Below are 23,873 nucleotides of genomic sequence, written 5' to 3'. Positions count from 1 at the left end.
TGTTACTCCCGGGTTGGCCGGTCTTATGACAGTAGTGTGAATTAGCTGTTATCGACATACGTCGAACGCCGCTCGTGGGAAATGCCACGTCGGCGTTGACTCCGGACCGCTGTCCGTACCTACCCCGGACCACCGGGGTTGACCAGGTCAAACGGGGGTCAGGTGGGTCAGCGTGATCGATTCACTCGGTCAGCGGGGCCACGGTTCGCGGTAACCGGAGTGTTACTCAAGCGGCGGCCGTCCGGGGGATCAACCACGCTCTGCCTGCCGGTGTCAGCACCGCGGGAACGCGTTCGCACGGGCTTCCCTGTCGTGCCGGGGCGACCAGTCCGAGCCCGGCGAGCCGGCGCGCGCAGGATTGGTCGCAACAGGCCAGCCCGTCGAAGAAGAGATCCGGCTCGCTGCTGCAGGTGATTTCGGCGCGGCCCGAGGCCACGGCCTTCAGCAGGGCCAGCTCGCGATGATTCAGTTCGGCGGCGTCCGGTGGCATGTCGCCTCCTCGTGGTTCTTCGCTCGATTAAAACTCGCGGTTCACTCGGATCCACGGAAGATGTGCGGAATGTCTCGTCCATCGCGTGTTGCGAACATGCTGCACCGTGATCCGGCCCGGATAATGGCGTTGTGAACGGACTGGTGATGCGCTTCCTGGGGCACTCGACGGTCCGTCTGGAGCTGGCGGGACGCGTCGTGCTCACCGATCCCGCGCTCACCCGGAGCATCGGCGGGCTCGTCCGCGTCGCCGCGCCGCTGCCCCGGCACACCTGGCAAGGCGTCGATCTCGTGCTGATCTCGCATCTGCACGGAGACCATCTGCACCTGCCCTCGCTGCGGCGGCTCGGCCCGGACGTGCTGATCGTGGTACCGCGAGGAGCCGGGGAGTGGTTGCGGCGCCGGGGTTTCTCCGCGGTGCACGAGATCGGGGTCGGCGAGACCGTCGACGAGTCCGGGCTGAGGATCACGGCTGTGCCCGCGAAGCATTCCGGTCATCGCTGGGGCCCGCGGTTCACGCACGGCCCGCAGGCGCCCGCGATCGGCTACCTCATCGAGGCCGCCGGGGTGCGGGTCTACAACTCCGGCGACACCGACCTGTTCGAGGAGATGGCCGGGTTCGGTCCGCTCGATGTCGCGCTGCTCCCGGTTTGGGGCTGGGGCCCGAACCTGGGGCCAGGGCACCTCGATCCGGAGCGCGCGGCCGAGGCCGTGCGGCTGCTGCGGCCGAGAGTGACGGTGCCGGTGCACTGGGGAACCCTTGCGGTGCCGGGAATCGCGCGCACCGGCCGGATGCGCCGGCTGTTGACCGAGCCGCCGCGCAGATTCGCGACCGCCGCGGAGGGGGACACGGAGGTCCTGGTGACGGAGCCGGGGGAGCAGGTCGCGTTGCGCGACAACACAGAGGTGGGCGAGTGAGCTGGACCGACCCGGCGTCGATCGGTTACCCCACCCTGTTCCTCGGCGTGCTCATCGGTTCCATAGTGCCGATCGTGCCCACCGGTGCGGTCGTCGGCGCGGCGGCCGCGGTCGCGATGACCACCCCGCACCTGAACCTGCCGCTGGTCCTGCTGCTCGCCACCCTGGGCGCGGCGAGCGGCGACCTCATCACGTTCGCGATCGCGCGCCTCGGTGGTGACGCCGCGGTGCGCTGGCTGGGGCGCGGGCAGCGGCCGGACAGGCTGGCCGGTGCGCGGGACAGGTTCAAACGGCAGGGCTGGCAGCTCATCGTGGTCGGCAGGCTGATCCCGGCCGGGCGGATCCCGGTGCTGCTCGCGGCGGGCGCTGTGTCGTACCCATGGCGCAGACTGGTGCCCGCGACGCTCGCGGCGTGTGTGCTGTGGGCGGTCGCGTACGCGTTGCTGGGGGTGGTCAGTGGTGGCATCTTCGACTCGCCGCTGATCGCGACCCTGCTGGCCGCGGTGCTGGTGCTGGTGGTGACGGGCGTGGTGAACCTGGTGGCGAAACGGCGCCGCGAGAAGGCGAAAGGGCGCCAGGGGGAAACGAAGGTGGGTTCATGACGGAAGCGGAGCGGGGCCGCCTGCTGCGGCGTGGGCGGACGGCTGCCCGAGTGGTGCTGGTTTGGCTCACGGTCGCGCTTTCCTTGCACGGGCTGGACTTGTGGCTCGACGGGTTCTCGATGCCGCAGTGGTGGCAGCCGATCGTCTGCGCGCTGCTGCTGGGCCTGCTGACCGGTGTGGTGTGGCCGCTGGTGCTGCGGGTCGCGTTGCCGCTGGCGCTGTTCACGCTCGGCATCGGCAGTTTCCTGTTGCTGGGCGCGGGCGCGCTCGCCGCGCTGGCCGCGGTGCCCGGGGTGCAGGTCGACGGGCTGCGCACCGGGGTGCTCGTCGTGGTGGGGATTTCGGCGGTCAACGCCGTGGTCAGCAGCGTGCTGGCGATCGACGAGGACGAGATCTTCTTCCGCCGCGCCGCGCGCAGCAGCAGGCGCCGCCCCGAGCAGGCCGAAGACCAGCCGCCCGGCGTGATCTTCCTGCAGGTGGACGGCCTCGGGTACGACGTGGTGCGCCGCGCGGTGCGCGACGGCGACATGCCGACGCTGGCCCACTGGCTGGCGAAGGACAGCCACAACCTGACCCAGTGGCAGACGGACTGGAGCTCGCAGACCGGCGCCAGCGTGGCGGGCATCCTGCACGGGTCCAATTACGACATTCTCGGTTTCCGTTGGTACGAAAAGGATCGCGACCACGTGATGGCGTGCGCGCACCCGAAGGACGCGGCCGAGATCGAGCGCCGGCATTCGGACGGGCGCGGTTTGCTGGCGGTGGACGGGGCCAGTCACGGCAACCTGTTCACCGGCGACGCCCCGCACTACAGCCTGACGATGAGCGCCGTTTCGGTGTTGCTGCCCAAGGGTTTGCGCCGCCGTCGCAAGGATCGGGTTGGCGCCGGGTACTACACGTACTTCGCGAACCCGGTGAACGCCGTGCACACTTTGCTGTCGGCGTTGGTGGACGTCGGCCGTGAGCTGTCCGCGGCGGCGCGGCAGCGGCGGGCCCGGGTGCACCCGCGGGTCAAGCGCGGTGGGATCTATCCCTTGGCGCGTCCGGGAACCACGGTCATCGCGCGGGACGTCACGGTGTCCGCGGTGCTGGAGGACATGCTCGACGGGCGTTCGGTGGTGTACGCGGACTTCCTCGGCTACGACGAGGTGGCGCACCATTCCGGGATCGAGCGGTTCGATTCGCTGGCCGTGCTGCGGGCGATCGACCAGCAGATCGGGCGGTTGCACCGGGCGAGCGAACTCGCACCGCGGCGGTACCACCTCGTCGTGCTGTCCGACCACGGGCAGACGCAGGGATGGGCGTTCGCGGACCGGTTCGGTGAGACGATCGAGGAGTACGTCGGCAAACTGTGCGGTGGCCCGTCGGAGCAGGTCGCGCAGACGGGCGGGCCGATCGCCCAGCGCCTGCGGGACCGTTCGCAGCGCGCCGGCCGGATCGAGCACAAGCCGCGGCTGGACCGCACCGGCCCCAGCGAGGTCAAACGCGTCGCTCCCGGCGTGGTGGTCACGGTTTCCGGGCACATAGCGATGGTTTCCTTCACCGATTACGAAGGCCGGGTGGAGCTGGAGACGATCGAGCGCGAGTATCCGGATCTGTTGCCCGCGTTGGTGGACCACCCCGGCGTCGGCTTCATGCTGGTGCGCAGCAAGGAGTTCGGCCCGGTCGTGCTCGGCCGCGACGGCCTGCACCGGTTGGCGACGGGCTATGTCATCGGGGATGATCCGATCGCCCACCTGAACCCGCACGCGGCGGAGCAGATCAAGCGCGTCGACACGTTCCCGCACTGCGCCGACATCATGATCAACAGCCGTTTCGACCCGGAGACCGAGCAGGCTTCCCCGTTCGAGATGCACGTCGGTTCGCATGGCGGTTTCGGTGGGCCACAAGAGCGGGGTTTCCTGATCTACCCGCGCGAGTTCGATTCGCCGGGCGAGCTGGTCGGGGCCGAGGCACTGCACAAGCTGTTCCGGCTGTGGTTGACGAAGCTGGGCCACCCCGAACCCGCATAGCGGAAGGGCTTTGAACCCGACCGAGTTGGTGGGCATCCCGTCGCCTGCACTGGCCCTCATCACTTCAGCCCGGGCCCGCAACCTGCGCTGGAACCGCGCCGTGCTCAACGGGAACCGCTGAGGGCGCTAAGGATCGGTTCGGGGGCGGGGTGAGGCTCGCGTTGCGTTGCCGGGCGGCGGTGTGTGGGTCAGCTACCGAAAACCGCCGTGACCCCGCCCAGCTCACCCATGTTCGCCACGACGGTGTCGCCTGGTCGCACCGGGAAGGCACGGGTCATCGAGCCGGGCAGGATGACGTGGCCCGGTTCCAGGTCGATACCGAGCGGGCCGACGGTGTTCGCCAGCCACACCAGTGCGTTCACGGGCGAACCCAGCACAGCGGCGCCCGCGCCGGTGGCGACGAGCTCCCCGCCCAGCTGCAATGTGCAGCCGGTCAGCCGGAGGTCCACATCGGACAGTGCGGTCGGCTTGCTGCCCAGCACGACCCCGCCGGAGGAGGCGTTGTCGGCGATGGTGTCGACGATCGAGATCTTCCAGTCGGTGATCCGCGAGTCGACGATCTCCAGCGCGGGCAGGACGAACTCGGTGGCGCGGATCGCGTCGGCGACGGTCACGCCGGGGCCGGAGAGCTTCTTCCCGAGCACGAAGGCGATCTCGGGCTCGATCCGCGGCTGCAGGTACGAACCGGCCGGAATGACGTGGTGTTCCAGGTGGAACATCTCGCTCAGCAGGTGCCCGTAGTCGGGCTGGTCGACGCCCATCTGCTCCTGCATCGCCCGCGACGCGAGCCCCACCTTGTGGCCCTTGACGATCTGCCCCCGCGCCACCCAGGTGCGCACCTGCTCCTGCTGGATCCGGTAGGCGTCCTCGACGGTCGCGCCGGGGTGGGTTTCGATCACGGGGGCGGTCGGCTCGCCCTTTTCGTAGGCGAGCAGCAGCCGCTCCGCCGCCTCCCGCACCGCTGCAGATTCCATACCCGAGACCTTCGTCGCGCGAACGCCGCCGCGCAAGCCAGCCGTTCCGCTCACCGGCACGAAAAAGGCCGGGCCCCGCGCACGGGGACCCGGCCTTCTCCGGCTCGAACTAGGGCAACAGCAGGAACGCCAGGCCGTTCGGCGAACCGAGGCCGGTGACGTTGTCGTACCCGCCCGTGGTGTGGATCGTCAGGTTCGGGTAGTCGAAGGTCCGGGCGGAGGTGATCAGCCCGCTCGTGGCGTCCACCGAGTTGGCGTAGTCCACCCGCTCGACCGCACCGTCCACATGCCGGACGTCATTGATCGCCTGGCTGTGCGAAGCGGCCTGGTAGGCCAGCGGGTTGATGAAGCCGTGGTGGAAGTGCGCCAGGCTGTCCGAAACCGCCATGACCCCGGCGAGCACCGGCGACGCGAGGCTCGTCCCGCCGATGCGGTACTGGTCGTAGTACACGCCGTCCGGGAACGTCTGCGTCTGTCCGATCAGGAACCCGGTGTTCGGGTCGGCGACCGCGGACAGGTCGGGCACCACGCGGCCCTTGGCCTTGCCGTGCTGGTTCTGCGTGGACAGCGCGTCCGGCACCACGCCCTTCTGGTAGAAGGGCTGGTCGAAGATCACGCTGGTGCCACCACCGGCACCGGAGGTGAACGCCCCGGGCGGACCGGGCACGTACGTGCCGTTGGTCAGCGTGCTTTTGCCGGTCTCCCAACCGGTTTCGAAGATCTGCTTGCCGTCCTTGCCGACCGCGAGGCTGGTGCCGCCGACGGCGGTCACCCACGGGTCGGAAGCCGGGAAGTCGGCCGAGGGGGTGCCGAGGTTGGCGGCCTCGTCACCGCTGTCACCGGACGAGAAGAACACGCCGATGCCCTCCATCGCGGCCTGCAGCGCGATCTGGTTCCAGACCCGCACCTCCGACGCCGGGATGTCCTCACCCGCGTCGCCGTAGGAGTTGGAGATGATGTCGGCGGTGTGCCCGGAAACGATCCAGTTCAGCGACTCGTCCAGCGAAGCGTCCTGGCAGTCCGACGCCCCGACGTAGAGGATCTTCGCGCTCGGCGCCATCGCGTGCACGGCTTCGACGTCGAGCGTCTGCTCGCCGTACCAGCCGGCGGCGTCACACTGGTCCGGCGGCTCCAAGGCCGGGTTCGTCGGGAAGATCTTCTCCGAGAACTGGCCCTTCGACAGCGGGTTCGACGGGTCGTTCTTCTTCGCGTACTCCGCCGCGTCGGCGTAGAGCGTCGGGGAAGCGAAGGCGTCCACGATCGCGACCGTGGTGCCGGCACCGCTCGCGCCGACCTTGTCGACACCGTAAGCCGAACGCAGCTGCGCCGGGGTGTAGCCGCACGGCGCGTACGGCAGGTTCTTGCCGCCGTAGGCCGGGTCGGTGGTGTCGGTCTTCTCGCCGTAGTACGCGCTGCACGGGCGCGCGTTGCGGAAGCCGTCCGAGGGCGGCACGTCGTTCGGCGTGCCGTCGGTGTGCGAGGGCTTGAGCAGGTTGGTGGCCTGGTCCACGCCGACGACGCCGAGCACGTCACTGGCGAGCGCCGTGGGCACCGACAGTTCCTTGTCCGCGGCACGCAGCGTCTGGCCCTCGACCTTGTACTTGCCGAGTTCGACGCTGAACGCCTTCTCCACCTGGTCGGCGGTACCGGTCGCTTCGACGTACGCCTTGTTCGACGGCACGGCGCCGATGGCGAACCCGCTGCCGGCCAGCCAGTCCCGCACCGCGCCGACGGTCGAGTCCGTGGCGGCGAACTGGTCGCGCACCTGGTCGGGGGTGAGATACTGCTTGTACGTCTTGCTCGACGGGTCGCTGGCGGCCTGTGCGGCAGCCTCGGCCCCGGTCTGGTCGCGCATCGTCAGGTAGACGCGGAAGTTCAGCTTCGACGACGGGGCCGAATCGGCGACCTTCGCCTGCGGGACGGCCCAACGCGGGTGGGACAGCGGGATCACCGCTCGTCCCTGCGCGGACGCCGTGGCGGGCGCCGCCGCGGCAACGCCACCCGCGAGGGCGAGCGAAACGAACAGGGTCAGAGCTCTTCGCACTGGAGGCTTCCCCTCTGCAAAAGTAGGGCGGAACTGGCCAGAGATTAGGCCGGTTATTCGGCCAGGGGAAGAAAAAGATGACGAAAGTCGGGGAATTCCCTTGGGCGCGGGCGCAAAAGTCGGATTCCCATACTTAGTAGGTAATCGGACAAAGCGGGCCTATGGGAATACGCCGTTCTCGGTCACCACGGCGAAGATCAGGTCCGCCGGGGTCACGTCGAACGCCGGGTTGAACGCCGGCGCGCCCTCGGGGGCGATCCGGGTGCCCGCCACTGTGGTCACTTCGTCGTCGGCGCGCTCCTCGATGACGATCCCGCCACCCGCCGGCAGCTCCGGGTCCACAGTGGACTGTGGCGCCACGACGACGAACGGGACGCCGTGCCGCGCGGCGGCGAGCGCCAGCCCGTAGGTGCCGACCTTGTTGGCCACATCGCCGTTCGCGGCGATCCGGTCGGCGCCGACCACGACACAGTCCACCAGTCCGCGTGCGACCGCCGAAGCCGCGGCGGAATCCGGCAGCACCCGGTACGGCACGCCCGCCTCGGCCAGCTCCCACGCCGTGAGCCGGGCGCCCTGCAGCAGCGGCCGGGTCTCGTCGGCGAACACGTACTCCACGTGCCCGGCATCGTGCAGATGCCAGACCACGCCGAGCGCGGTGCCCCAGCCGACGGTCGCGAGCCTGCCGGCGTTGCAGTGCGTCAGCAGCCGCAGCGGCCTGCGCTCACAGCGTTCGAGGATCAGTTCGGCCGCGCGGCCGGACGCCTGCCGGTTCACCCGCTCATCCTCGTCGAGCATGGCTTTCGCTTCCGCCAGCACGCCTTCCGGCCCTTCGGGCAGCTTCGCCAGCGCCCGCCGCACGCCCCAGCTCAGGTTGACCGCCGTCGGCCGCGCGTGCGCGAGACGCTCCGCGTCGGCCAGCACGTTGCCGGTCTTGCCCTTGTGCCGCAAGGCCGACAGGGCCACGCCCAGTGCGCCGGCCGCGCCAAGGGCCGGCGCTCCGCGCACGGCGAGCCGTTGGATCGCGGAGATCAGCTCGTCCACGGTTTCCAGCCGCAGCAGCCGGAACTCCCGGGGCAGCGCGGTCTGGTCGATGATCACGACGGCGCCCTCGGCCCAGTCGATGGTTCGCTGCATACCCCCATTGAACTCGACGACGGCGTCCTCGGCGCCTAGCTTGAGGCGATGACCGGTCGTACGAAGTATCTGCTGGACGAAGCGGACCTCCCGACGCGCTGGTACAACGTGGTCGCGGACCTGCCCGAGCCGCCGCCCCCGCCGCTGCACCCCGGCACCGGCGAGCCGGTCGGCCCGGCCGACCTCGCCCCGCTGTTCCCCGAGGCGCTTATCGCCCAGGAGGTGACGGCGGATCGCTATGTCGATATCCCGGAAGAGGTGCTCGACGTCTACCGCCTCTGGCGACCGTCGCCGCTGTATCGCGCGCGGCGGCTCGAGAAGGCGCTAGGCACCCCGGCACGGATCTACTACAAGTACGAAGGTGTCAGCCCGGTCGGTTCGCACAAGCCGAACACCGCCGTGCCCCAGGCGTTCTACAACGCGGCCGAGGGCGTACGGCGGCTGACCACGGAGACCGGCGCCGGCCAGTGGGGCAGCGCGCTCGCGTTCGCGAGCGCCACCTTCGGCCTGGAGTGCGAGGTGTGGCAGGTCCGCGCCTCCTACGACCAGAAGCCCTATCGCAAGATCATGATGGAGACCTTCGGCGCGAAGGTGCACCCGAGCCCGTCGGAGCTGACCGCGGCGGGCCGCGCCGTGCTGGCCGAGCACCCGGACTCCACCGGCAGCCTCGGCATCGCCATCAGCGAGGCGGTGGAGCAGGCCGCGGCCGACCCGAACGCCCGGTACGCGCTGGGCAGCGTGCTCAACCACGTGCTGCTGCACCAGACGGTGATCGGCGAGGAAGCGCTCAGGCAGTTCGAACTGGCCCAGGACAAGCCCGACCTGCTGATCGGCTGCACCGGCGGCGGGTCGAACTTCGGCGGGCTGGCCTTCCCGTTCCTCCGCGAGAAACTCGCCGGCCGGATGAACCCGGACATCGTCGCGGTGGAGCCCGCGGCGTGCCCGTCGCTGACCCGCGGCCGTTACACCTACGACTTCGGCGACACCGCTGGGCTCACCCCGCTGCTGAAGATGCACACGCTCGGGCACGACTTCATCCCGGACCCGATCCACGCCGGCGGCCTGCGCTACCACGGAATGTCGCCGCTGCTGTCCCACATCTACGAGCTGGGGCTGATCAGCGCGGTCGCGATCCCGCAGCAGGAATGCTTCGCCGCGGGCGTGCGCTTCGCCCGCAGCGAGGGCATCATCCCGGCGCCGGAGCCCACCCACGCGCTCGCCGTCTGCGTCCGGGAAGCGTTGCGCTGCAAGGAAACCGGGGAGGAGAAGGTGATATTGACCGCGCTCTGCGGGCACGCACACCTCGACCTGCCCGCGTACGCGGCACACCTGTCGGGGCAGATGGTGGACAACGACCTGTCGGAGTCCGCGCTGGCGGAGGCGCTCGCGAGCGTCCCGGCCACCTGATGCGTGCCTGGCGCGTGCCCCGCCCCGGGCCCGCGATCGGGGCGCTGCTCCGCTCGGCGGAGGAGCCGGTGCCCGAACCGGGCGAGGGCGAGCTGCTGGTGAAGGTGCACGCGTGCGGGGTCTGCCGGACGGATTTGCACGTGGCCGCGGGCGATCTGCCGGTGCACCGGCCGTGGGTCGTGCCGGGGCATGAGGTGGTCGGCGAAGTCGTCGAGGCCGCCGGGGAGTTCGCGGCGGGGGACCACATCGGCATCGCGTGGCTGCGGCACACCTGCGGGGTCTGCCGGTTCTGCCGTCGTGGCGCCGAAAACCTGTGCCCGGAGTCGACGTACACCGGGTGGGACGCCGACGGTGGTTACGCCGAATATGCCGTGGTTCCGGCGGATTACGCCTACCGGCTGCCTGAAGGCTATTCGGATGCCGAGCTGGCGCCACTGCTGTGCGCGGGGATCATCGGGTACCGGGCGCTGCGCCGCGCGGAGCTGCCGGACGGCGGGCGGCTGGGCATCTACGGCTTCGGCGCCAGCGCGCACCTCGCGGCTCAGGTCGCGATCGCCGAAGGGGCCGAGGTCCACGTGTTCACCCGTAGCGCCAAGGCCCGGCAGCTGGCGATGGCGCTCGGCGCCGCCTCGGCGGGGACGGAGGCCGCGGCGGGCACGCTGGATTCGGCGATCCTGTTCGCCCCGGCCGGTGAACTGGTGCCGCCCGCGCTGGCGGCGCTCGACCGAGGCGGAACCCTTGCGGTGGCAGGCATCCACCTCTCCGATGTGCCGGTGCTCGACTACCAGCGGCACCTGTTCCAGGAACGGCAGCTGCGCAGCGTCGCCTCGAACACGCGGGACGACGGCCGCGGCTTCCTCGATTTCGCCGCACGGCACCGGCTCCGCATCACCACCCAGCGGTACGCGCTGAAAGACGCCGACACCGCGTTGGCCGATCTTGCCGCCGGTCGGGTCACGGGCGCAGCAGTATTGGTGCCATGAGTATCGAGGCACCGCACGCGGCAGGCGTGACGAAGGAACGAGTGCGTGGCGGACCGATCGGGTGCGGGTGTCCCGCATGAACACAGACCCGTCTCTCACTTACACGTCGTATCTCGCGCTGGACGAGGTACTCGGCGCGCAGCGGCCCCGATCGGCCGAGCACGACGAGATGCTGTTCATCGTCATCCACCAGGTCTACGAGCTGTGGTTCAAACAGCTCCTCCACGAGCTGCGTTACCTGCAGGAACGCCTGGCCGACGGCGACACCGCGCACGCGATCCGCACGCTGCGCCGGATCCTCACCGTGCTCAAGGTGGTCGTCGCGCAGATCGATGTGCTGGAGACGATGACGCCCAGCCAGTTCACCAGCTTCCGGACCAGGCTCGACGCCGCCAGCGGGTTCCAGTCGGCGCAGTTCCGGGAGTTGGAGGCGGTGCTCGGGCGGCGGTCCTTCGAGTACTACCCGGCCGACCCGCAGGCCAGAGCGCGGATCGAGGCAGCCATGTCCGGCCCGTCGCTGTTCGACTCGTTCCTGGGCTACCTCGCCGGCCAAGGATACGACGTCGAGGGTGACCGGCGTGCGCTGTTGCTGCGGATGTACGCCGACGACGCCGGGCCCGCGGTGATCGCCGAACACCTGGTGGACCTCGACGAAGGCATCCAGGAATGGCGCTATCGGCACGTCAAGATGGTGGAGCGCACGATCGGCGACAAGTCCGGCACCGGCGGTTCCTCCGGCGCGGGCTATCTGCGCGAGACTCTCTTCCGGCCGGTGTTCCCCGAACTCTGGGCGGTGCGGGCGAACCTGTAGATGTGGGAAAGTACCGGTGGGGCGTGGGGATGACCTTCCCGCGGCCCGCCGACAACTCAATCCACGGGCGGGCGCCACAAGCGACCTGCCCGCACCGCAGACGAGGAGTCATCACCTTGACCGAAGGTGTATTCGGCCGGGAAACCGGCCATGAGCAGGTCGTCTACTGCCAGGATCCGGTGACCGGCCTGAAGGCGATCATCGCGATCTATTCCACGGCGCTGGGCCCCGCGCTCGGCGGAACCCGGTTCTACCCGTACGCCCGCGAGGAAGACGCGCTGGCCGACGTGCTGGCGCTGTCCAAGGGCATGGCTTACAAGAACGCGCTCGCCGGGCTGGACCTCGGCGGTGGCAAGGCCGTCATCATCGGCGATCCCGCCAAGGACAAGAGCGAGGCGCTTCTTCGCGCCTACGGCCGCTTCGTCCAGTCGCTCGGTGGCCGCTACATCACCGCCTGTGACGTCGGCACCTACGTCGCCGATATGGATGTGGTGGCGCGGGAGACCAGGTTCGTCACCGGGCGTTCCCCGGACGACGGGGGCGCGGGTGACTCCTCGGTGCTCACCGCGTTCGGCGTCTTCCAGGGCATGCGCGCCGCGGCCGCGCACCGGTGGGGCAGCACGGATCTGGCCGGACGGCGGGTCGGCGTCTCCGGAGTCGGCAAGGTCGGGTTCATCCTGGCCGGGCACCTCGTCGAGGCCGGCGCGCAGGTGGTGGTCACCGATGTCTCCGCGGCGGCGATCGATCGCGTCAAGGCGGCGCACCCCGGGGTCGAGATCGCCGCCGACGCGGAAACGCTGGTCCGGACCCCGCTGGACATCTTCGCCCCGTGCGCGCTCGGCGGCGCGCTGAACGACGAGACGGTGCCGGTGCTGGCTGCCGAAATCGTTTGCGGCGCGGCGAACAACCAGCTCGCGCACCCCGGCATCGAGAAGCAGCTGGCCGATCGCGGCGTGCTGTACGCGCCGGACTACCTGGTGAACTCGGGCGGGGTGATCCAGGTCAGCGACGAGCTGCACGGATTCGACTTCACCAGGGCCAAGCGCAAGGCATCGGCCATCTTCGACACCACGAAGGCCGTTTTCGACCTGGGCGACGCCGAAGGCGTACCTCCGGCCACGGCCGCCGACAGGCTCGCCGAGCGGCGGATGTCGGAGGTCGGGAGGCTACGGTCCATCCTGGTGCCGTGAAAGAAATCTTCGCGGCGGCGGGCGTGCACGGCTGGGTGCACGCCCGCTGTTTCGGCTGTACCGGTGAAACAGGCCTGGGCGCGGACGAGTCCGTGGTGCTGGCTTCGACCGTGAAGGTGCCGCTGGTACTGGAATTCGGCAGGCAGGCGGCGGCCGGGCAACTGGACCCGGCCGATCGCCTGCGCGTGACCGCGGCCGACAGGCTCGGCGGCAGTGGAACGGCGGGCTGTTTCGACGACGTCGAGCTGAGCCTGCGGGACGCCGCGCTGTTCGCCTTGTCGTTGAGCGACAACACAGCCGCGGACCTGCTGTTCGATCGCGTGGGCCGGGACAACGTCCGCTCGCTGGTGCGCGAGCTGGGCCTGGCGCAGACGCGGATCATCGGCTCACCGCGCGACATCGTGCAGACGATGGCGGACGATGTCGGCGCCCGCGACGCGACGGAGTTCGCCGAGCGCTACGCGGAGCTGAGTGAGGAGCAGGTATTCGCCCTGCGCGCCCTCGACCCCGCCCACACCACGAGAAGCACTCCCCGTGACATGACCCGGTTGTTGCTGCTGATCGGCCAGGAACTCGCCGGGCCGCCCGAGGTATGCCGGTGGCTGCGGGGCTTGATGGGCCGGCAGCTGAACTGGCACCGGTTGACGGCTGCCTTCCCGCCGGAGGTGACGGTGTGGGGCAAGACGGGAAGCCTGCTGAACATCCGGAACGAAATCGGCGTGACCGAATACCCGGACGGAACCCGTTATGCGGTAGGCGTTTTCACCCGCGCCGACACCCTCACGCAACGCTTGCCAGACACAGACCACGCCATCGGCGAAGCCGCACGGTGGGCAGTGGAACACTTGGAACACAAGGAAAACTGCGGGCGATAGCCCGCTTTGCGCTCGACTACCCACTCTGTGGCGCGTGACCGCATTCCCCTGGCCATCCTTGAGCCTGTCCCTCCGGCGAGGAGAATCTTTTCCCTTGCGCTGCGAGGGCAACGGCCGCGCAGAGCGCGCTTGTGACCCCGCCCCGATCGCGCAGTGTTCAAGGGTCGCCGCACCGTGTCAAGGTGGGAAAGATGCCTTGACACGGCACGTCGGCCGCTGAGGGCGCTGGGGATCGGTTCGGTGGCGGCGTGGTGTGTCGGCCCCTGCTTTGGCGGACCGGTCACGTCCGTCCAAAGACGACATTCCATGGCCTTGCCCCGTCGTTGTTCTCGGGGGCGAGGCGGCCGCTTTCCATGCCCCGCACCACTTTCACCACCAGACCCGCCAGCTCTGCCACCGCCGGGTGGGGCATCGCCGCGGGCCAGGCCAGTGACATCCGGCTGCTGAGCATCCCGGAGGGCAACGGGCGCCACACCACGCGGGATTCCTTCTGTGCCACCGTTCCGTCGTCGAAAGCGACGCCGTGTCCGGACAGCACCATGCCCAGCGCGAACTCCGGGTTGCGTGCGTGGTGCACCGCCGTGGGGCGGAAACCGTGTTCCCAGCAGGCGCGCAGCACCGCGTCGTACCGGCCCGGGGCGCTGTCGCGCGGGAAGATCACCAAGCCCAGGCCGGCAAGCTCCGCCAAAGTCACCTGCGCCTGCGCGGCCAACGGTGAATCGCGTGGCAGCACGACGCCCAGCGGGATCTCGGCAGCTGGGCCGAACTCCAGGCCGGTCGCGTCCACCGGATGTGGCAGCAGCCCCGCGTCCAGTTCACCGTCCGCCAGCAAACGAACCTGCTCAGTCGTGGTCAGTTCCCGCGGTTCCAGCCGCACATCCGTCCGCCCGAACGAACTGTGCAGCGCCGCCAGCACCCGCCCGGCCAGCTCCGGTGGCACGCCGACGCGCAGCGCGTCCACCTCGCCACGGTGGGTCCGGCCGACCAGATCCCGCATCCGGTCCCACCGTGCCAGCAGGTCCCGCGCCTCGGTCAGCAGGATCTGCCCGGCTTCGGTCAGCTCCACGTGCCTGCTGTCGCGGTCGAACAACCGCGCGCCGAGGTCGGATTCGAGTTTCCGGATGCGCTGGCTCAACGGCGGTTGTGCGATATCGAGCCGCCCCGCAGCCCGCCCGAAGTGAAGTTCTTCCGCCACGACGACGAAGTAGCGCAGCTGACGCAGTGGGTCCACGCTGCAACGATATCGGTTCGCATATCGCCGGGACAGGCCGCTGGTCTTGGACAGGCGTACCAGTTCTGTGTTGTCTTGCGGCCATGACTCAGTTGAGACGACGAGGATTCCTCGGTGTCGGCGCGGCGGCATTGGCCGGCGCGGCCGTGCCCGCCACTGCCCTTGCCGCCGCCACGCCGGCGAGCACGGGTGCCGTGACGCTGCGCTGGTGGGGCAACAACGGCTGGGAAATCCGCCTGCCCGGCGGTAGGACCGTGCTGATCGACCCGTGGCTCACCCGCTTCAAGACCGGCACCTACACCCCGGCGGGCGCGGATCCGGCGACCCCGCTTTCGGTCGACACCGCGCTCATCGACCACTACGTCGACAGCGGCGAACTACGCGCCGACCACATTCTCGTCACCCACGGCCACTACGACCATTTGACCGACATTCCCTACCTCGCGAAGAAAACCGGCGCGACCGTGCTGGGCACCGAGACCCACCTCAACCTGCTGAGCGCACTCGGCGCCCCGGAGGACCAGTTCGGGCTGGCCGCGGGCGGCGAGTACCTGGACTTCGGCGACTACACGATCCGCGTGCTGCGGTCCCTGCATTCCGAATCCGGCACTCGCGCTACGGTCCCGTTCCCCGGCACCCGGCCCGGCTTGGGCGAGGCGAAACTGCCCAAGCCGACGGTGATCCGCGATCTCGTCGAGGGTGGCACGCTCGCCTACCAGGTCAGCGGTGGTGGCGTGAGCGTCCTGGACTTCGGCGGCTCCAACTACGTGGAGTCAGAGCTGGCCGGGCTCCGGCCCGACGTGGTGATGGTGCCCGCCGGCGGCGGCAAGATCCACGACTACGTCAGCCGTCTGCTGCGCGTGACCGGGCAGCCCCGCTACGTCCTGCCGCCGCACTGGGACGACTTCGACTACCCACTCTCCGAACCCGCGCGCGACTGGGGCGGATTGGGCGCATTGCGGACAGCCGTCGCGCAGGCGAGCCCGTCGAGCCGGTTCGTCGTGCTGGATCACTTGAACACGCTGACTCCCTAGCCGGGAAGGGCGGCGCGAACCCAGGTGCCACATCGGGTTCGCGCGGCCGTTCGCCGCGAATGCGGTGCTGGAAAGCCATTCGTCCCGCGTTGGCGGAACGAAGAGTGTCCTAACCGGACTTGCGGCGGAAGGTGCGCTTGTTGGCGGCGGGCCCGTGCGCGTGCTGGTTCTTGCCGCCGCCTTCCTCGTGCGGGTTGCCCGCGCGGTTGTGTGCCTGCTTACGTTCCAGTGCCGCCCGGAACTTGGCTTTGAGATCGTCCTCGGCATCGCCGGACGGGGGCGGGGTGTCAGGCATGCCAAACCTCCATGGTGAGCGCAACCCGTTCAGCCTGGCACGACGACGGCGGCTTGGCGAGTCGATTTCGCCACACCGAGGAGAAACTGGCAGGCTGCCAGTAACTGGACAGGGAAAGGCTACTGTTACCGCCATGGCGAACTCTGCTGCTCTGCCCGGCCGCCCGCGTTCGCGGGACGCGGCGGGGCTGCCGGCCGTCACCCCCGACCGCATCATCGCCGCGGCACTGGAGCTGACGGCGCAGCACGGTCTGTCCAACTGGACGCTGCGCCAGCTGGCCGCGGCAGTGGAGGCCTACCCGGCGGTGATCTATCACCACGTCGGCGATCGCGACGCGGTGGTCAACGCCGTGGTGGACCGGGTGATCGGGATGTACCCGCTGCCGCCGGCGGAGCTGCCATGGCGGGACTGGTTCCGCATGTTGTTCACCGAGCAGCGGGTCGTGCTCTCCAAATACCCCGGCGTGGCAAGGAGATTGTCGGTCAACGGGCCGACGGTGCACGCCGCCGCCACGACGGTCGACCGCGGGGTACGGGCGTTGCAGGCCGCCGGCTTCGGCGACGAGGCCCCCGCGATCTACCGCTTCCTCGCCAATCTCGTCTGCCTGTTCGTCTCGGTCGAGGACGACCAGCGCTGCCGGTCGGACATGCTGGCCCGCAACAGCGTCACCTGGGGCGAGCATCGCGACGATCCCGAGCTGCCCGGCCTCGCCGCGATGAGCGAGTCGGTGCACGCACTGGGCACGGACCCGGACCGCTGGGAAAACTACTTCAACGAGCAGTTCGACTACGCGATGGAGCGCGGCCTCGACGGCGTGGCCGCGAGGCTGGCCGCCATCAAGGGCACGTGATCTTCGGCTGCGGGTTGTAGTGCACCGTGCGGGTCTCCCGTTTCACTTCCCGCCCGGTGGCCGCGTCGCGCAGGATCCGGGTGTCGCTGGTGGTGAAGCCCGGCGCCCCGTTCGAGGCGTGGCAGTTCTCCGCCGGACCGGGCTTCGTGTCCGGATCGACGGGGTCGACCCGCGGCCCCGGCACCGACTCCACGGTATAGCGCTTGGTGCCCCACAGCTTCACGGTGAGCGAGGACGGGGTCCAGATCGTCTGGATGGCCACGCCGCTCGGTGAGTCGTTGGTGAACTTCAGGTCGATCACGCTGGAACCGTCCGGGTTCTGGAACACCGTCGCCTCGCGCGCCGCCGGGTAGCGGCTGATGTAGTAGCTGTGCTCCCGGTGCCCGGCGTCCTTCATCCCGCCGAAGTAGGACGCGTTGTACAGCGTCGTGGCGAACTGGGAGATGCCGCCGCCGACCTCGCGCGCCGGCGCCCCGTTCTCGATCACGCCTGCTTCCACGTACCCCTGCGCCTTGCCGCGCGGACCGGTGAAAGTGTTGAGGCTGAACGTTTCCCCCGGTTTCACGATCGCCCCGTTGACCTTCGCGGCCACCGTGCGGATGTTGACCCCGGAGTCGGCCGCGAACCCGCCGGTGGTGAACTCGCCGATCACCTCGTTGATGCCGAGCTGGTTGGCCTGCTCGGTGGTGACCTTCGCGGGCGCGTTGGTGTACTTGGCGGTCAGCTCGCGCTTTCCGGTCTGTTTGAGCAGGTCCGGCAGCGGCAGCAGGGTCGGGTCCCAGTCCACGCCCCTGCCGTCCACCGAGGGCTCGACGGTGGGTTTGCCGCCGGAGAACACGATCTGCGCGTCCTTGCCCTGTTTCTCACTGGATTTCAGTTGCGGGCCCACGGTTTCCACGATCTTGGCATTGTCCACTTTGGGCACCAGAACGCCGTTGACGGGCTCGAACCGCAGCGCGGCGGCGATCGCGGCCGGTTCGACCTTCGCCTCCGCGCCCTCACCGTGGATCAACACGGGCCCGGACACCGCGGGCTCGGCGAACTCGTGCAACGCCGTCTGCACGGCCTCGGTCGTGATCGTCACCGGGGTCGTGGCGACCGGCAGCGTCACCGGCCTGCCGGACGCCCAGTTGCCCAGCATTGCGATCGCCGCGTTGTCCACATCCAGCCGCTGACCCTGTTTCGGTTCCACCGCAACGGGTTTCGCACCCTCGAAGCGGATCCCGCCCTCGGCGGGCTCACGGTCCACGGAGGCGCGCAGGTTCTGCAGTGTGTTGGTCAGCTGGGCGCGGTCGCCCTGGGTGACCACGCCGACCTCGCGGCTGGTGAACAGCGACGAGACCCGGGTGAACGGGTTCAGCGGCTGCGCGCCCGCCTGGTCCAAAGTGGACGCCCAGTCCAGGCTCAGCCCCGCCCGCGCCGGGTCGATGACGGTCTGCACGTCCCCGGCCGTCACCGGCACCGGCTGCGCCAGCCTCGGCCCGAGCTCGTCGCGCAGCCTGTCCTCGGCGGCGGCGCGCTTGAGCCCGCCGACGTCCACGCCGGCCACGGTCACCCCGCGCGGCACGTTCCCCTGGCTGACCAACAGGTCCACCGCGTAGAGCGCGACGAACACACCCAGCACCCAGCCCGCGATGATGCCCGCGCGGCGCAGCGCGCGGTTCGGGCGCTTCGGCGCCGGGTCGGGCTCGACCTTCGGCAGGACCTCGGTGACGGGTTCGAGGACCTCGGTCTGCTCGGGATCGGTCGTGGGCCACCCAGGCTCGTGGGGCACGGCTCATCCTCCAGGTCCGGGAAACGGACAACAGGGATGAAGGTTACGTGCGCGGCACAGCGCGGCTGTCTTCGGGTAGACCTGTGGGCATGCGGCTACTGATCCTCGCCGACACCCACGTGCCCAAGCGTGCCCGCGTGCTGCCCGCCGAGGTCTGGCAGCAGGCCGAAGCGGCCGACGTTGTCGTGCACGCGGGGGACTGGGTCGAACCGGCGCTGCTGAACGAGCTGGAAGCGCGCGCGAAGCGGCTGATCGGCGTGTACGGCAACAACGACGGTTCGGAGCTGCGCGCCCGCCTGCCCGAGGTCGCGCGCGTGGAGCTGGACGGGCTGCGGCTGGCCGTGGTGCACGAGACCGGTGGCGCCAAGGGCCGGGAGAAACGCTGCGCGGAGCAGTTCCCGGAGACCGACGTGCTCGTGTTCGGGCACAGCCACATTCCGTGGGACACGGTGGCGGACAACGGTTTGCGCCTGCTCAACCCCGGTTCGCCGACCGATCGCCGACGCCAGCCGGAATGCACGTACCTGACGGCGGAGATCACCCGGGGCGAGCTGACCGAGGTGCGGTTGCACGGCCTGCCGCCGCGCTGATCAGGCGGGCGCGACCCGGAACATCATCCCGGCGTCGACGAGCCGGGCGAGCAGCGCGTCGCCCATCGCGGCGGCCGTGGTCACCTGCCCGGCGATCGGTTTGAGCTCGTCGAAGGCCAGGCACAGCCCGGATTCCCCGAGCATTTTCGCCGTCTCGCCGTAACCCGGGTCGCCGCCCGCGACCTCGGTGACCACGCGCTTTCCGCCGCCTTCGCCGACGAAGCGGACCTTGAACCAGGCGCGTTCCCGCTCTTCCTTGCTCGGACCTTGACCCGGTTTGCGCAGGTTCGACAGGGCACGGCGGGCCGGTGGCAGCTGCGCCAGCAGCACGACGGCGGCCAGCCCGAACGCGGCGCCGACGACGGTGGGCAGTCGCTTGACCGAGGCGTAGTGGCTGTAGGCGAAGTCCGGCCCGTAATCGTCCAGCAGCGCGGCCGAGCGGGCCACGATCTGCGGGTCGATCGTGGTCAGCGGCACCTGCCAGTATCCGGTTTTGGCTTCACGGTGCGGTTTCCCGACGATCGCGCGCACCCGGCGGCCGGCAGGCCGCGGCTCGGCCTTCGCCCGCTCACGCGCTGCCCGGGCCATCGGGAGCAGTCGCGACGCGGCCGTCAACGCGGAGGCATATGTGCCGCCGGAGAAGGTGCCGCCGAGCCGGAGGTGCCCGCTGACCCGCACTCGCGCATCGGCGGGCAGCTGCTTGAGCGTGTAGAAAACGCCGAGGTCGTACGGGATCGAGTCGAACCCGGCGGCGTGGATGATCCGGGCACCGCTCTGCTGGGCCTTCGCGTTGTAGCGGACGTACATCCGGTCGAAGAACTCCGGCTCACCGCACAGGTCCAGGTAGTCCGTGCCCGCTTCGGCGCACGCGGCGACGAGCGGTTCGCCGTAGTGCACGTACGGCCCGACAGTGGTGATGACGACCCGCGCGGACTGGGCCACTTCGCGCAGCGTGTCCGGCTTCGTGGCGTCGGCTTGCAACAGGTCGAGCTCGGCGCAACGCGGCTCGATGGCCGCCAGCCGCACGCGCACCGCCTCCAGCTTCGCCGGGTCACGCCCGGCGAGCGCCCACCGGCACGATCCGGGTGCGTGCCGGGCGAGGTACGCGGCCGTCAGGCCGCCGGTGAAGCCCGTCGCGCCGAACAGAACCAGGTCGTAGCCGCGCTGCTCTGCCATGCCGGCCACCATACCGGGAGTATCTACTCATCAGTAGATCCCGAGCCGATCCCGCGCGGAACGAGCGCGCTCATCCGGCAACGTCGCCGCATGGCAGGCTTCGGGTATGGCTGACCGCTATTTCGAGGACTACGTGCCGGGCTCCACGCAGGAGTTCGGCACCATCAAGGTGACCGAGGCGGAGATACTCGAGTTCGCCACCAAGTACGACCCGCAGACCTTCCACACCGATCCGGTCGCGGCCGCCGAGGGCCCCTTCGGCGGCTTGATCGCCAGCGGCTGGCACACCACGGCCATGATGATGCGGCTGCTGGCGGACAACTACCTGTCGAAGGTGGCCAGCCTCGGCAGCCCGGGCATCGACGAGCTGCGCTGGATCAAGCCGGTCCGCCCCGGCGACGAGCTGCGGTTGCGGGTCACCGTGCTGCAGGCGCGGCCCTCGAAGTCCAAGCCCGACCGCGGCCTCGTGCACAGCCGGATCGAGGTGTTCAACCAGGACGACGAGCTCGTCTTCCAGGCCATCGCGCTCAACTTCCTGTTGCGGCGCCCACACTGATGGCGACATGGTGACCATCACGCCGATCCCGGTCGGCCATCCCGACGCCGCCGCGATCCTGCGCGAGTACATCGACGACATCGCCAGCCGTTATTTCGGCCGCCAGGCCACGGACGCGGAGATCGACCAGGCGCTCGCCGACGAACCGAGCGGCCACCTGAACCCGCCCACCGGCTTGTTCCTGCTCGCGATCGTGGACGGCAAGGCGGCCGGCTGCGTCGGGGTGAAGGTGGTCGACGACCGCACCACCGAACTCACCCGGCTGTTCGTCAAACCCGCTTTCCGCGGCCAGGGCTGTGGCGAGGAACTCCTGCGGGCGGCGGAAAACGAGGCCCGCGCGCTCGGCGCCGCGGTGATGCGTTTGGACACCCGTACTGACCTGGTCGAAGCCCGCGCGCTCTACGCCAAGCACGGTTACCGCGAAACCGACCATTACACCGAAGGCCCCTACGTCGACCACTGCTTCGAAAAGTTGCTCTCCGGCCAGGTGTAGCGGGAATGGAACATGGGTAGCCCGTCCGCGAACGCACGTCGCGGAGGAGTCAGAAGATGGCGGACACATCCCGGTTGCCCACCCCTGTCGCGGAGACCTGGGAATGGCAGCGCAATGGAAACTGCCGGAACCTCGACAGCGCGGTCTTCTTCCATCCTGACGGAGAACGCGGCTTCGCGCGAGCCGACAGGGTGGCCAGGGCCAAGCGGGTCTGCATGTCGTGCCCGGTGATCGTGGAGTGCCGCCATCACGCGCTCACCGCGGAGGAGCCGTTCGGGGTCTGGGGTGGCCTCGACGAGACGGAGCGACGTGCGGCGATTTCCCGGCGCAAGCACTTGCTGGACAAGGAAGAGGCCGTCACGGCAGCGCACTGACGCGCTGAAGATCCGGCCCGCACGAAATCCTTCGTGCGGGCCGGATTCCGTCCCGTCAGGCTTCGGGGACGAGGTCCCCGTCACGGGTGATCATGTTGCGCAGCTTGGACAACGCCCGGTGCTGGGTGACCCGGACGTTGCCGGCGGAGATGTCCAGCGCCTCGGCGGTTTCGTTGGCCGACAGGCCGACGATCAGCCGCAGGGTCAGGATCTCCTGCTGCAACGGCGGCAGCGTGCTGATCAGTTTCGACAGCCGGTGGCCGAGGTCCCCGTCGAGCACGAACTTTTCCGGCCCGTTGTCGGCCAGCGGCCGTTCCGGCAGCTCCGCCACCGGGTCCGAGCGGTCGCGCGAGACCAGGCGGTAGGCGTCGGCGACCTTGTTGGACGCGATCGCGTGCACCAGGTACAGGAACGAACCGCCGCGGTCCTGGTAGTTCGGCAACGCGTGCAGAACCGCCAGGCAAACCTCCTGCGCGACGTCGTCAGCAGAGAGGTACGAGAGATCCCGGCCGCCCAAGCGGGCGCGGCAATATCGCACGGCGACCGGGGTGATCATGGCAATCAGCCTGGCCACGGCGGCAGGCTCCCCGGTTGCCGCCTCCTTGACCACAGGGTCGAGTTCTTCCTTCGTCAGCCGCGAGGAAGGGCCTCGCGGAAACGATTGCGGAGTGGTGAATCCCGGCTCCGGTGGCGCGGCGCGCACAGAAGCACTCGGCGGGACTCGTGTTCTCATAGTCGGCTCCCCAACGACAACGGCGACCCTACGACCGGTCGCCGTCGGGGCCCCACGTTCTGTCACTCTCGGTGAGCGGACACTCCCTGAAGGTCCCTGCCGACCCGCTTCCGATGCGACTGAGCGTAATCGTATGCGGTGAGCACGCAGCAGTAAAGATTTCAACTAGAGATACCCCGTTTGCAGCAGTGACCTGCTCACACACGTGTTCGGAGCGGTTACCACGAGCAGTTTCGAGCGGTTTCCGCGCACAAGTGACACGTCGAAAACAAGTGTTGCAGGTGTCCTGCTATCGGGTGGTGAAGACCCACCAGCGTAGGAGCACAAATCGTAGAATTCCGCCGATGGTGCTCGTGATCGCGAGTACCACGCCTTCGAGCGTGGCCGAGGGCGTCCCGACGATCGCCTGTAGCGAAACGAGCACGATCGAGCCGTAAAAGGCGTAAAACGCGAAGGTGCCTGCTGACTGCAGGTGAAGCTTGAGCGGCGAAGCCTGCATTCCCGCGAAGGTGACCCTGCGTTGGAATTCGGTGTTGGCGAGAGTCGTCAGCGCGATCGCGACGATGTTCGCCGCGACCGAACCGAGCACCGGCCGCGCGCCGAGGAAAACGAGTTCCTGCAGGCCGGTCGTGACCGCGCCGGCCACGACGTACCAGATGACCGGATGCGCGATCGGCAGCCGGGGCGCAGGCGGTGGCCTGTGCTCGGCTTCTCGCCGGATCCACTGCGCGGTGGTCATACGTAAAATTTACATGCCGACAGCAACTTCTTGCTGGATACAACCGAGTGACCTTGATCTCCGGTTTGCCCCGGTGGCGGCACGGGTAGGCGAAACGCATGAGTGAGGCACACGGTCATCCCCAGCCCGACGCCGTGGAAACCGACCCCGCGGCCCTGAACAGCAGTGAGGACCTGGACGAGGACCGGCTCCGGGTGGATCCGCTCGAGAAGGGCGTCGAACCGCCGGAGCACTACGCCTACTCGGACGGCTTCGGTACCACCCCGCGGGAGGAGCGCGAAGGCGAACCGCTGGACGCCCGGCTCGATCAGGAACGGCCCGACGTCCAGCCGGACGAGGTTCCCGACCGCCCGATCGCGGTCACCCCGGCCGACGAACTCGACGAGTCGATCGAAGACGCCCCGGCCGACGTCGAACCGGTGGTGCCGCAGGACACGGCAGGCGAGCCGCGGCCGTCGCCCGAGGAGCAGTACGCGGACGAGGCCGGCGGTCCGGTTCGAACCAGCCCGCCGAAACGTACGTGACTTTGGTCACGGTACCCCTGACCTGCTGAAACCAGCGTTTTTCGGGGGCTGGACAGCCGTCACCC

25 protein-coding genes are annotated in these 23,873 nt (G+C 69.3%); 15 read left to right on the top strand and 10 right to left on the bottom strand.

What is annotated here, in order from left to right:
* Positions 1-226: 226 nt before the first annotated feature.
* A complete protein-coding gene (locus VHD82_RS26950) occupies positions 227-490 on the bottom strand; it encodes a hypothetical protein (protein WP_325709804.1) in 264 nt (87 codons plus the stop codon).
* A gap of 131 nt (positions 491-621) precedes the next feature.
* Between VHD82_RS26950 and VHD82_RS26945 the strand changes: the two genes are divergently transcribed.
* From VHD82_RS26945 to VHD82_RS26935, 3 genes are read left to right on the top strand one after another with little or no spacing between them, the layout of a single operon-like run.
* Positions 622-1,407, top strand: a complete 786-nt coding sequence (locus VHD82_RS26945; RefSeq protein WP_325709801.1) for an MBL fold metallo-hydrolase — start codon at positions 622-624, stop codon at positions 1,405-1,407.
* A complete protein-coding gene (locus tag VHD82_RS26940; RefSeq protein WP_325709798.1) occupies positions 1,404-2,009 on the top strand; it encodes a DedA family protein in 606 nt (201 codons plus the stop codon). Before VHD82_RS26945 ends, VHD82_RS26940 begins: the two co-directional genes overlap by 4 nt.
* Positions 2,006-4,021 (top strand): phage holin family protein, encoded by a 2,016-nt coding sequence (locus VHD82_RS26935; RefSeq protein WP_325709796.1) that lies wholly within the window; start codon positions 2,006-2,008, stop codon positions 4,019-4,021. The genes VHD82_RS26940 and VHD82_RS26935 overlap by 4 nt, the downstream gene beginning before the upstream one ends.
* Positions 4,022-4,209: 188 nt before the next feature.
* Here VHD82_RS26935 and VHD82_RS26930 read toward each other — a convergent pair whose 3' ends face one another.
* From VHD82_RS26930 to mtnA, 3 genes are all read right to left on the bottom strand, one after another.
* Positions 4,210-4,995: a 2-keto-4-pentenoate hydratase gene (locus VHD82_RS26930; protein WP_325709793.1), complete on the bottom strand. Its 786-nt coding sequence runs from the start codon at positions 4,993-4,995 to the stop codon at positions 4,210-4,212.
* Between the two features lie 109 nt (positions 4,996-5,104).
* Positions 5,105-7,039 carry a S53 family peptidase gene (locus VHD82_RS26925; RefSeq protein WP_325709790.1) on the bottom strand — a complete coding sequence of 645 codons (1,935 nt, stop codon included), beginning with the start codon at positions 7,037-7,039 and terminating at the stop codon, positions 5,105-5,107.
* Between the two features lie 159 nt (positions 7,040-7,198).
* Positions 7,199-8,173, bottom strand: coding sequence for an S-methyl-5-thioribose-1-phosphate isomerase (mtnA, locus tag VHD82_RS26920; protein ID WP_325709788.1), 975 nt, complete (start codon positions 8,171-8,173; stop codon positions 7,199-7,201).
* Positions 8,174-8,221: 48 nt separating this feature from the next.
* Between mtnA and VHD82_RS26915 the strand changes: the two genes are divergently transcribed.
* The 5 genes from VHD82_RS26915 (at position 8,222) to VHD82_RS26895 (ending at position 13,439) form a co-directional block, all read left to right on the top strand.
* The gene (locus VHD82_RS26915) at positions 8,222-9,580 is read left to right on the top strand and encodes a TrpB-like pyridoxal phosphate-dependent enzyme (RefSeq protein ID WP_325709785.1); all 1,359 of its coding nucleotides are present in this window, start codon (positions 8,222-8,224) and stop codon (positions 9,578-9,580) included.
* Positions 9,580-10,563 (top strand): zinc-binding alcohol dehydrogenase family protein, encoded by a 984-nt coding sequence (locus tag VHD82_RS26910; RefSeq protein ID WP_325709783.1) that lies wholly within the window; start codon positions 9,580-9,582, stop codon positions 10,561-10,563. Before VHD82_RS26915 ends, VHD82_RS26910 begins: the two co-directional genes overlap by 1 nt.
* Before the next feature lie 76 nt (positions 10,564-10,639).
* Positions 10,640-11,374 carry a tryptophan 2,3-dioxygenase gene (locus VHD82_RS26905; protein WP_325709780.1) on the top strand — a complete coding sequence of 245 codons (735 nt, stop codon included), beginning with the start codon at positions 10,640-10,642 and terminating at the stop codon, positions 11,372-11,374.
* A 116-nt stretch (positions 11,375-11,490) separates the two neighbouring features.
* Positions 11,491-12,564 carry a Glu/Leu/Phe/Val family dehydrogenase gene (locus VHD82_RS26900; protein ID WP_325709777.1) on the top strand — a complete coding sequence of 358 codons (1,074 nt, stop codon included), beginning with the start codon at positions 11,491-11,493 and terminating at the stop codon, positions 12,562-12,564.
* Positions 12,561-13,439, top strand: coding sequence for a serine hydrolase (locus VHD82_RS26895; RefSeq protein ID WP_325709774.1), 879 nt, complete (start codon positions 12,561-12,563; stop codon positions 13,437-13,439). The genes VHD82_RS26900 and VHD82_RS26895 overlap by 4 nt, the downstream gene beginning before the upstream one ends.
* 280 nt (positions 13,440-13,719) lie before the next feature.
* On the opposite strand, the gene VHD82_RS26890 is transcribed toward VHD82_RS26895, so the two are convergent.
* Positions 13,720-14,670 carry a LysR family transcriptional regulator gene (locus VHD82_RS26890; protein ID WP_325709771.1) on the bottom strand — a complete coding sequence of 317 codons (951 nt, stop codon included), beginning with the start codon at positions 14,668-14,670 and terminating at the stop codon, positions 13,720-13,722.
* Between the two features lie 83 nt (positions 14,671-14,753).
* Here VHD82_RS26890 and VHD82_RS26885 point away from each other — a divergent pair, with 83 nt between their 5' ends.
* Positions 14,754-15,704 (top strand): MBL fold metallo-hydrolase, encoded by a 951-nt coding sequence (locus tag VHD82_RS26885; RefSeq protein ID WP_325709768.1) that lies wholly within the window; start codon positions 14,754-14,756, stop codon positions 15,702-15,704.
* A gap of 109 nt (positions 15,705-15,813) precedes the next feature.
* Here the strand turns inward: VHD82_RS26885 and VHD82_RS26880 are convergent, their stop codons facing one another.
* Positions 15,814-15,999, bottom strand: coding sequence for a DUF5302 domain-containing protein (locus VHD82_RS26880; RefSeq protein ID WP_325709766.1), 186 nt, complete (start codon positions 15,997-15,999; stop codon positions 15,814-15,816).
* A gap of 133 nt (positions 16,000-16,132) precedes the next feature.
* Between VHD82_RS26880 and VHD82_RS26875 the strand changes: the two genes are divergently transcribed.
* Positions 16,133-16,849 carry a helix-turn-helix domain-containing protein gene (locus tag VHD82_RS26875; RefSeq protein WP_325709764.1) on the top strand — a complete coding sequence of 239 codons (717 nt, stop codon included), beginning with the start codon at positions 16,133-16,135 and terminating at the stop codon, positions 16,847-16,849.
* On the opposite strand, the gene VHD82_RS26870 is transcribed toward VHD82_RS26875, so the two are convergent.
* On the bottom strand, positions 16,836-18,623 hold the full coding sequence (locus tag VHD82_RS26870; protein ID WP_325709761.1) for a VanW family protein: 1,788 nt from the start codon (positions 18,621-18,623) through the stop codon (positions 16,836-16,838). The genes VHD82_RS26875 and VHD82_RS26870 overlap by 14 nt on opposite strands.
* A gap of 89 nt (positions 18,624-18,712) precedes the next feature.
* Between VHD82_RS26870 and VHD82_RS26865 the strand changes: the two genes are divergently transcribed.
* Positions 18,713-19,213, top strand: coding sequence for a metallophosphoesterase (locus VHD82_RS26865; RefSeq protein WP_325709758.1), 501 nt, complete (start codon positions 18,713-18,715; stop codon positions 19,211-19,213).
* Here the strand turns inward: VHD82_RS26865 and VHD82_RS26860 are convergent, their stop codons facing one another.
* Positions 19,214-20,389, bottom strand: coding sequence for a saccharopine dehydrogenase family protein (locus tag VHD82_RS26860; RefSeq protein WP_325709755.1), 1,176 nt, complete (start codon positions 20,387-20,389; stop codon positions 19,214-19,216).
* A 106-nt stretch (positions 20,390-20,495) separates the two neighbouring features.
* Here VHD82_RS26860 and VHD82_RS26855 point away from each other — a divergent pair, with 106 nt between their 5' ends.
* The 3 genes from VHD82_RS26855 to VHD82_RS26845 are packed head-to-tail and all read left to right on the top strand — an operon-like array spanning position 20,496 to position 21,812.
* Positions 20,496-20,945 (top strand): MaoC family dehydratase, encoded by a 450-nt coding sequence (locus tag VHD82_RS26855; RefSeq protein ID WP_325709751.1) that lies wholly within the window; start codon positions 20,496-20,498, stop codon positions 20,943-20,945.
* A gap of 7 nt (positions 20,946-20,952) precedes the next feature.
* The gene (locus VHD82_RS26850) at positions 20,953-21,438 is read left to right on the top strand and encodes a GNAT family N-acetyltransferase (RefSeq protein ID WP_325709748.1); all 486 of its coding nucleotides are present in this window, start codon (positions 20,953-20,955) and stop codon (positions 21,436-21,438) included.
* Between the two features lie 56 nt (positions 21,439-21,494).
* Positions 21,495-21,812 carry a WhiB family transcriptional regulator gene (locus VHD82_RS26845; protein WP_325709745.1) on the top strand — a complete coding sequence of 106 codons (318 nt, stop codon included), beginning with the start codon at positions 21,495-21,497 and terminating at the stop codon, positions 21,810-21,812.
* Between the two features lie 55 nt (positions 21,813-21,867).
* On the opposite strand, the gene shbA is transcribed toward VHD82_RS26845, so the two are convergent.
* Positions 21,868-22,545 (bottom strand): RNA polymerase sigma factor ShbA, encoded by a 678-nt coding sequence (gene shbA / locus VHD82_RS26840; protein WP_325709742.1) that lies wholly within the window; start codon positions 22,543-22,545, stop codon positions 21,868-21,870.
* A 289-nt stretch (positions 22,546-22,834) separates the two neighbouring features.
* Positions 22,835-23,284, bottom strand: a complete 450-nt coding sequence (locus tag VHD82_RS26835; protein WP_325709739.1) for a GtrA family protein — start codon at positions 23,282-23,284, stop codon at positions 22,835-22,837.
* A gap of 98 nt (positions 23,285-23,382) precedes the next feature.
* On the opposite strand from VHD82_RS26835, the gene VHD82_RS26830 reads away from it, so the two are divergent.
* Positions 23,383-23,808 (top strand): hypothetical protein, encoded by a 426-nt coding sequence (locus tag VHD82_RS26830; protein WP_325709736.1) that lies wholly within the window; start codon positions 23,383-23,385, stop codon positions 23,806-23,808.
* Positions 23,809-23,873: the final 65 nt, after the last annotated feature.

The organism is Amycolatopsis sp. (assembly GCF_035546795.1).
Lineage (GTDB): Bacteria > Actinomycetota > Actinomycetes > Mycobacteriales > Pseudonocardiaceae > Amycolatopsis_E.
Note: the sequence above shows the minus strand (reverse complement) of the source record. Positions and strands in the feature narration are given on the sequence as shown.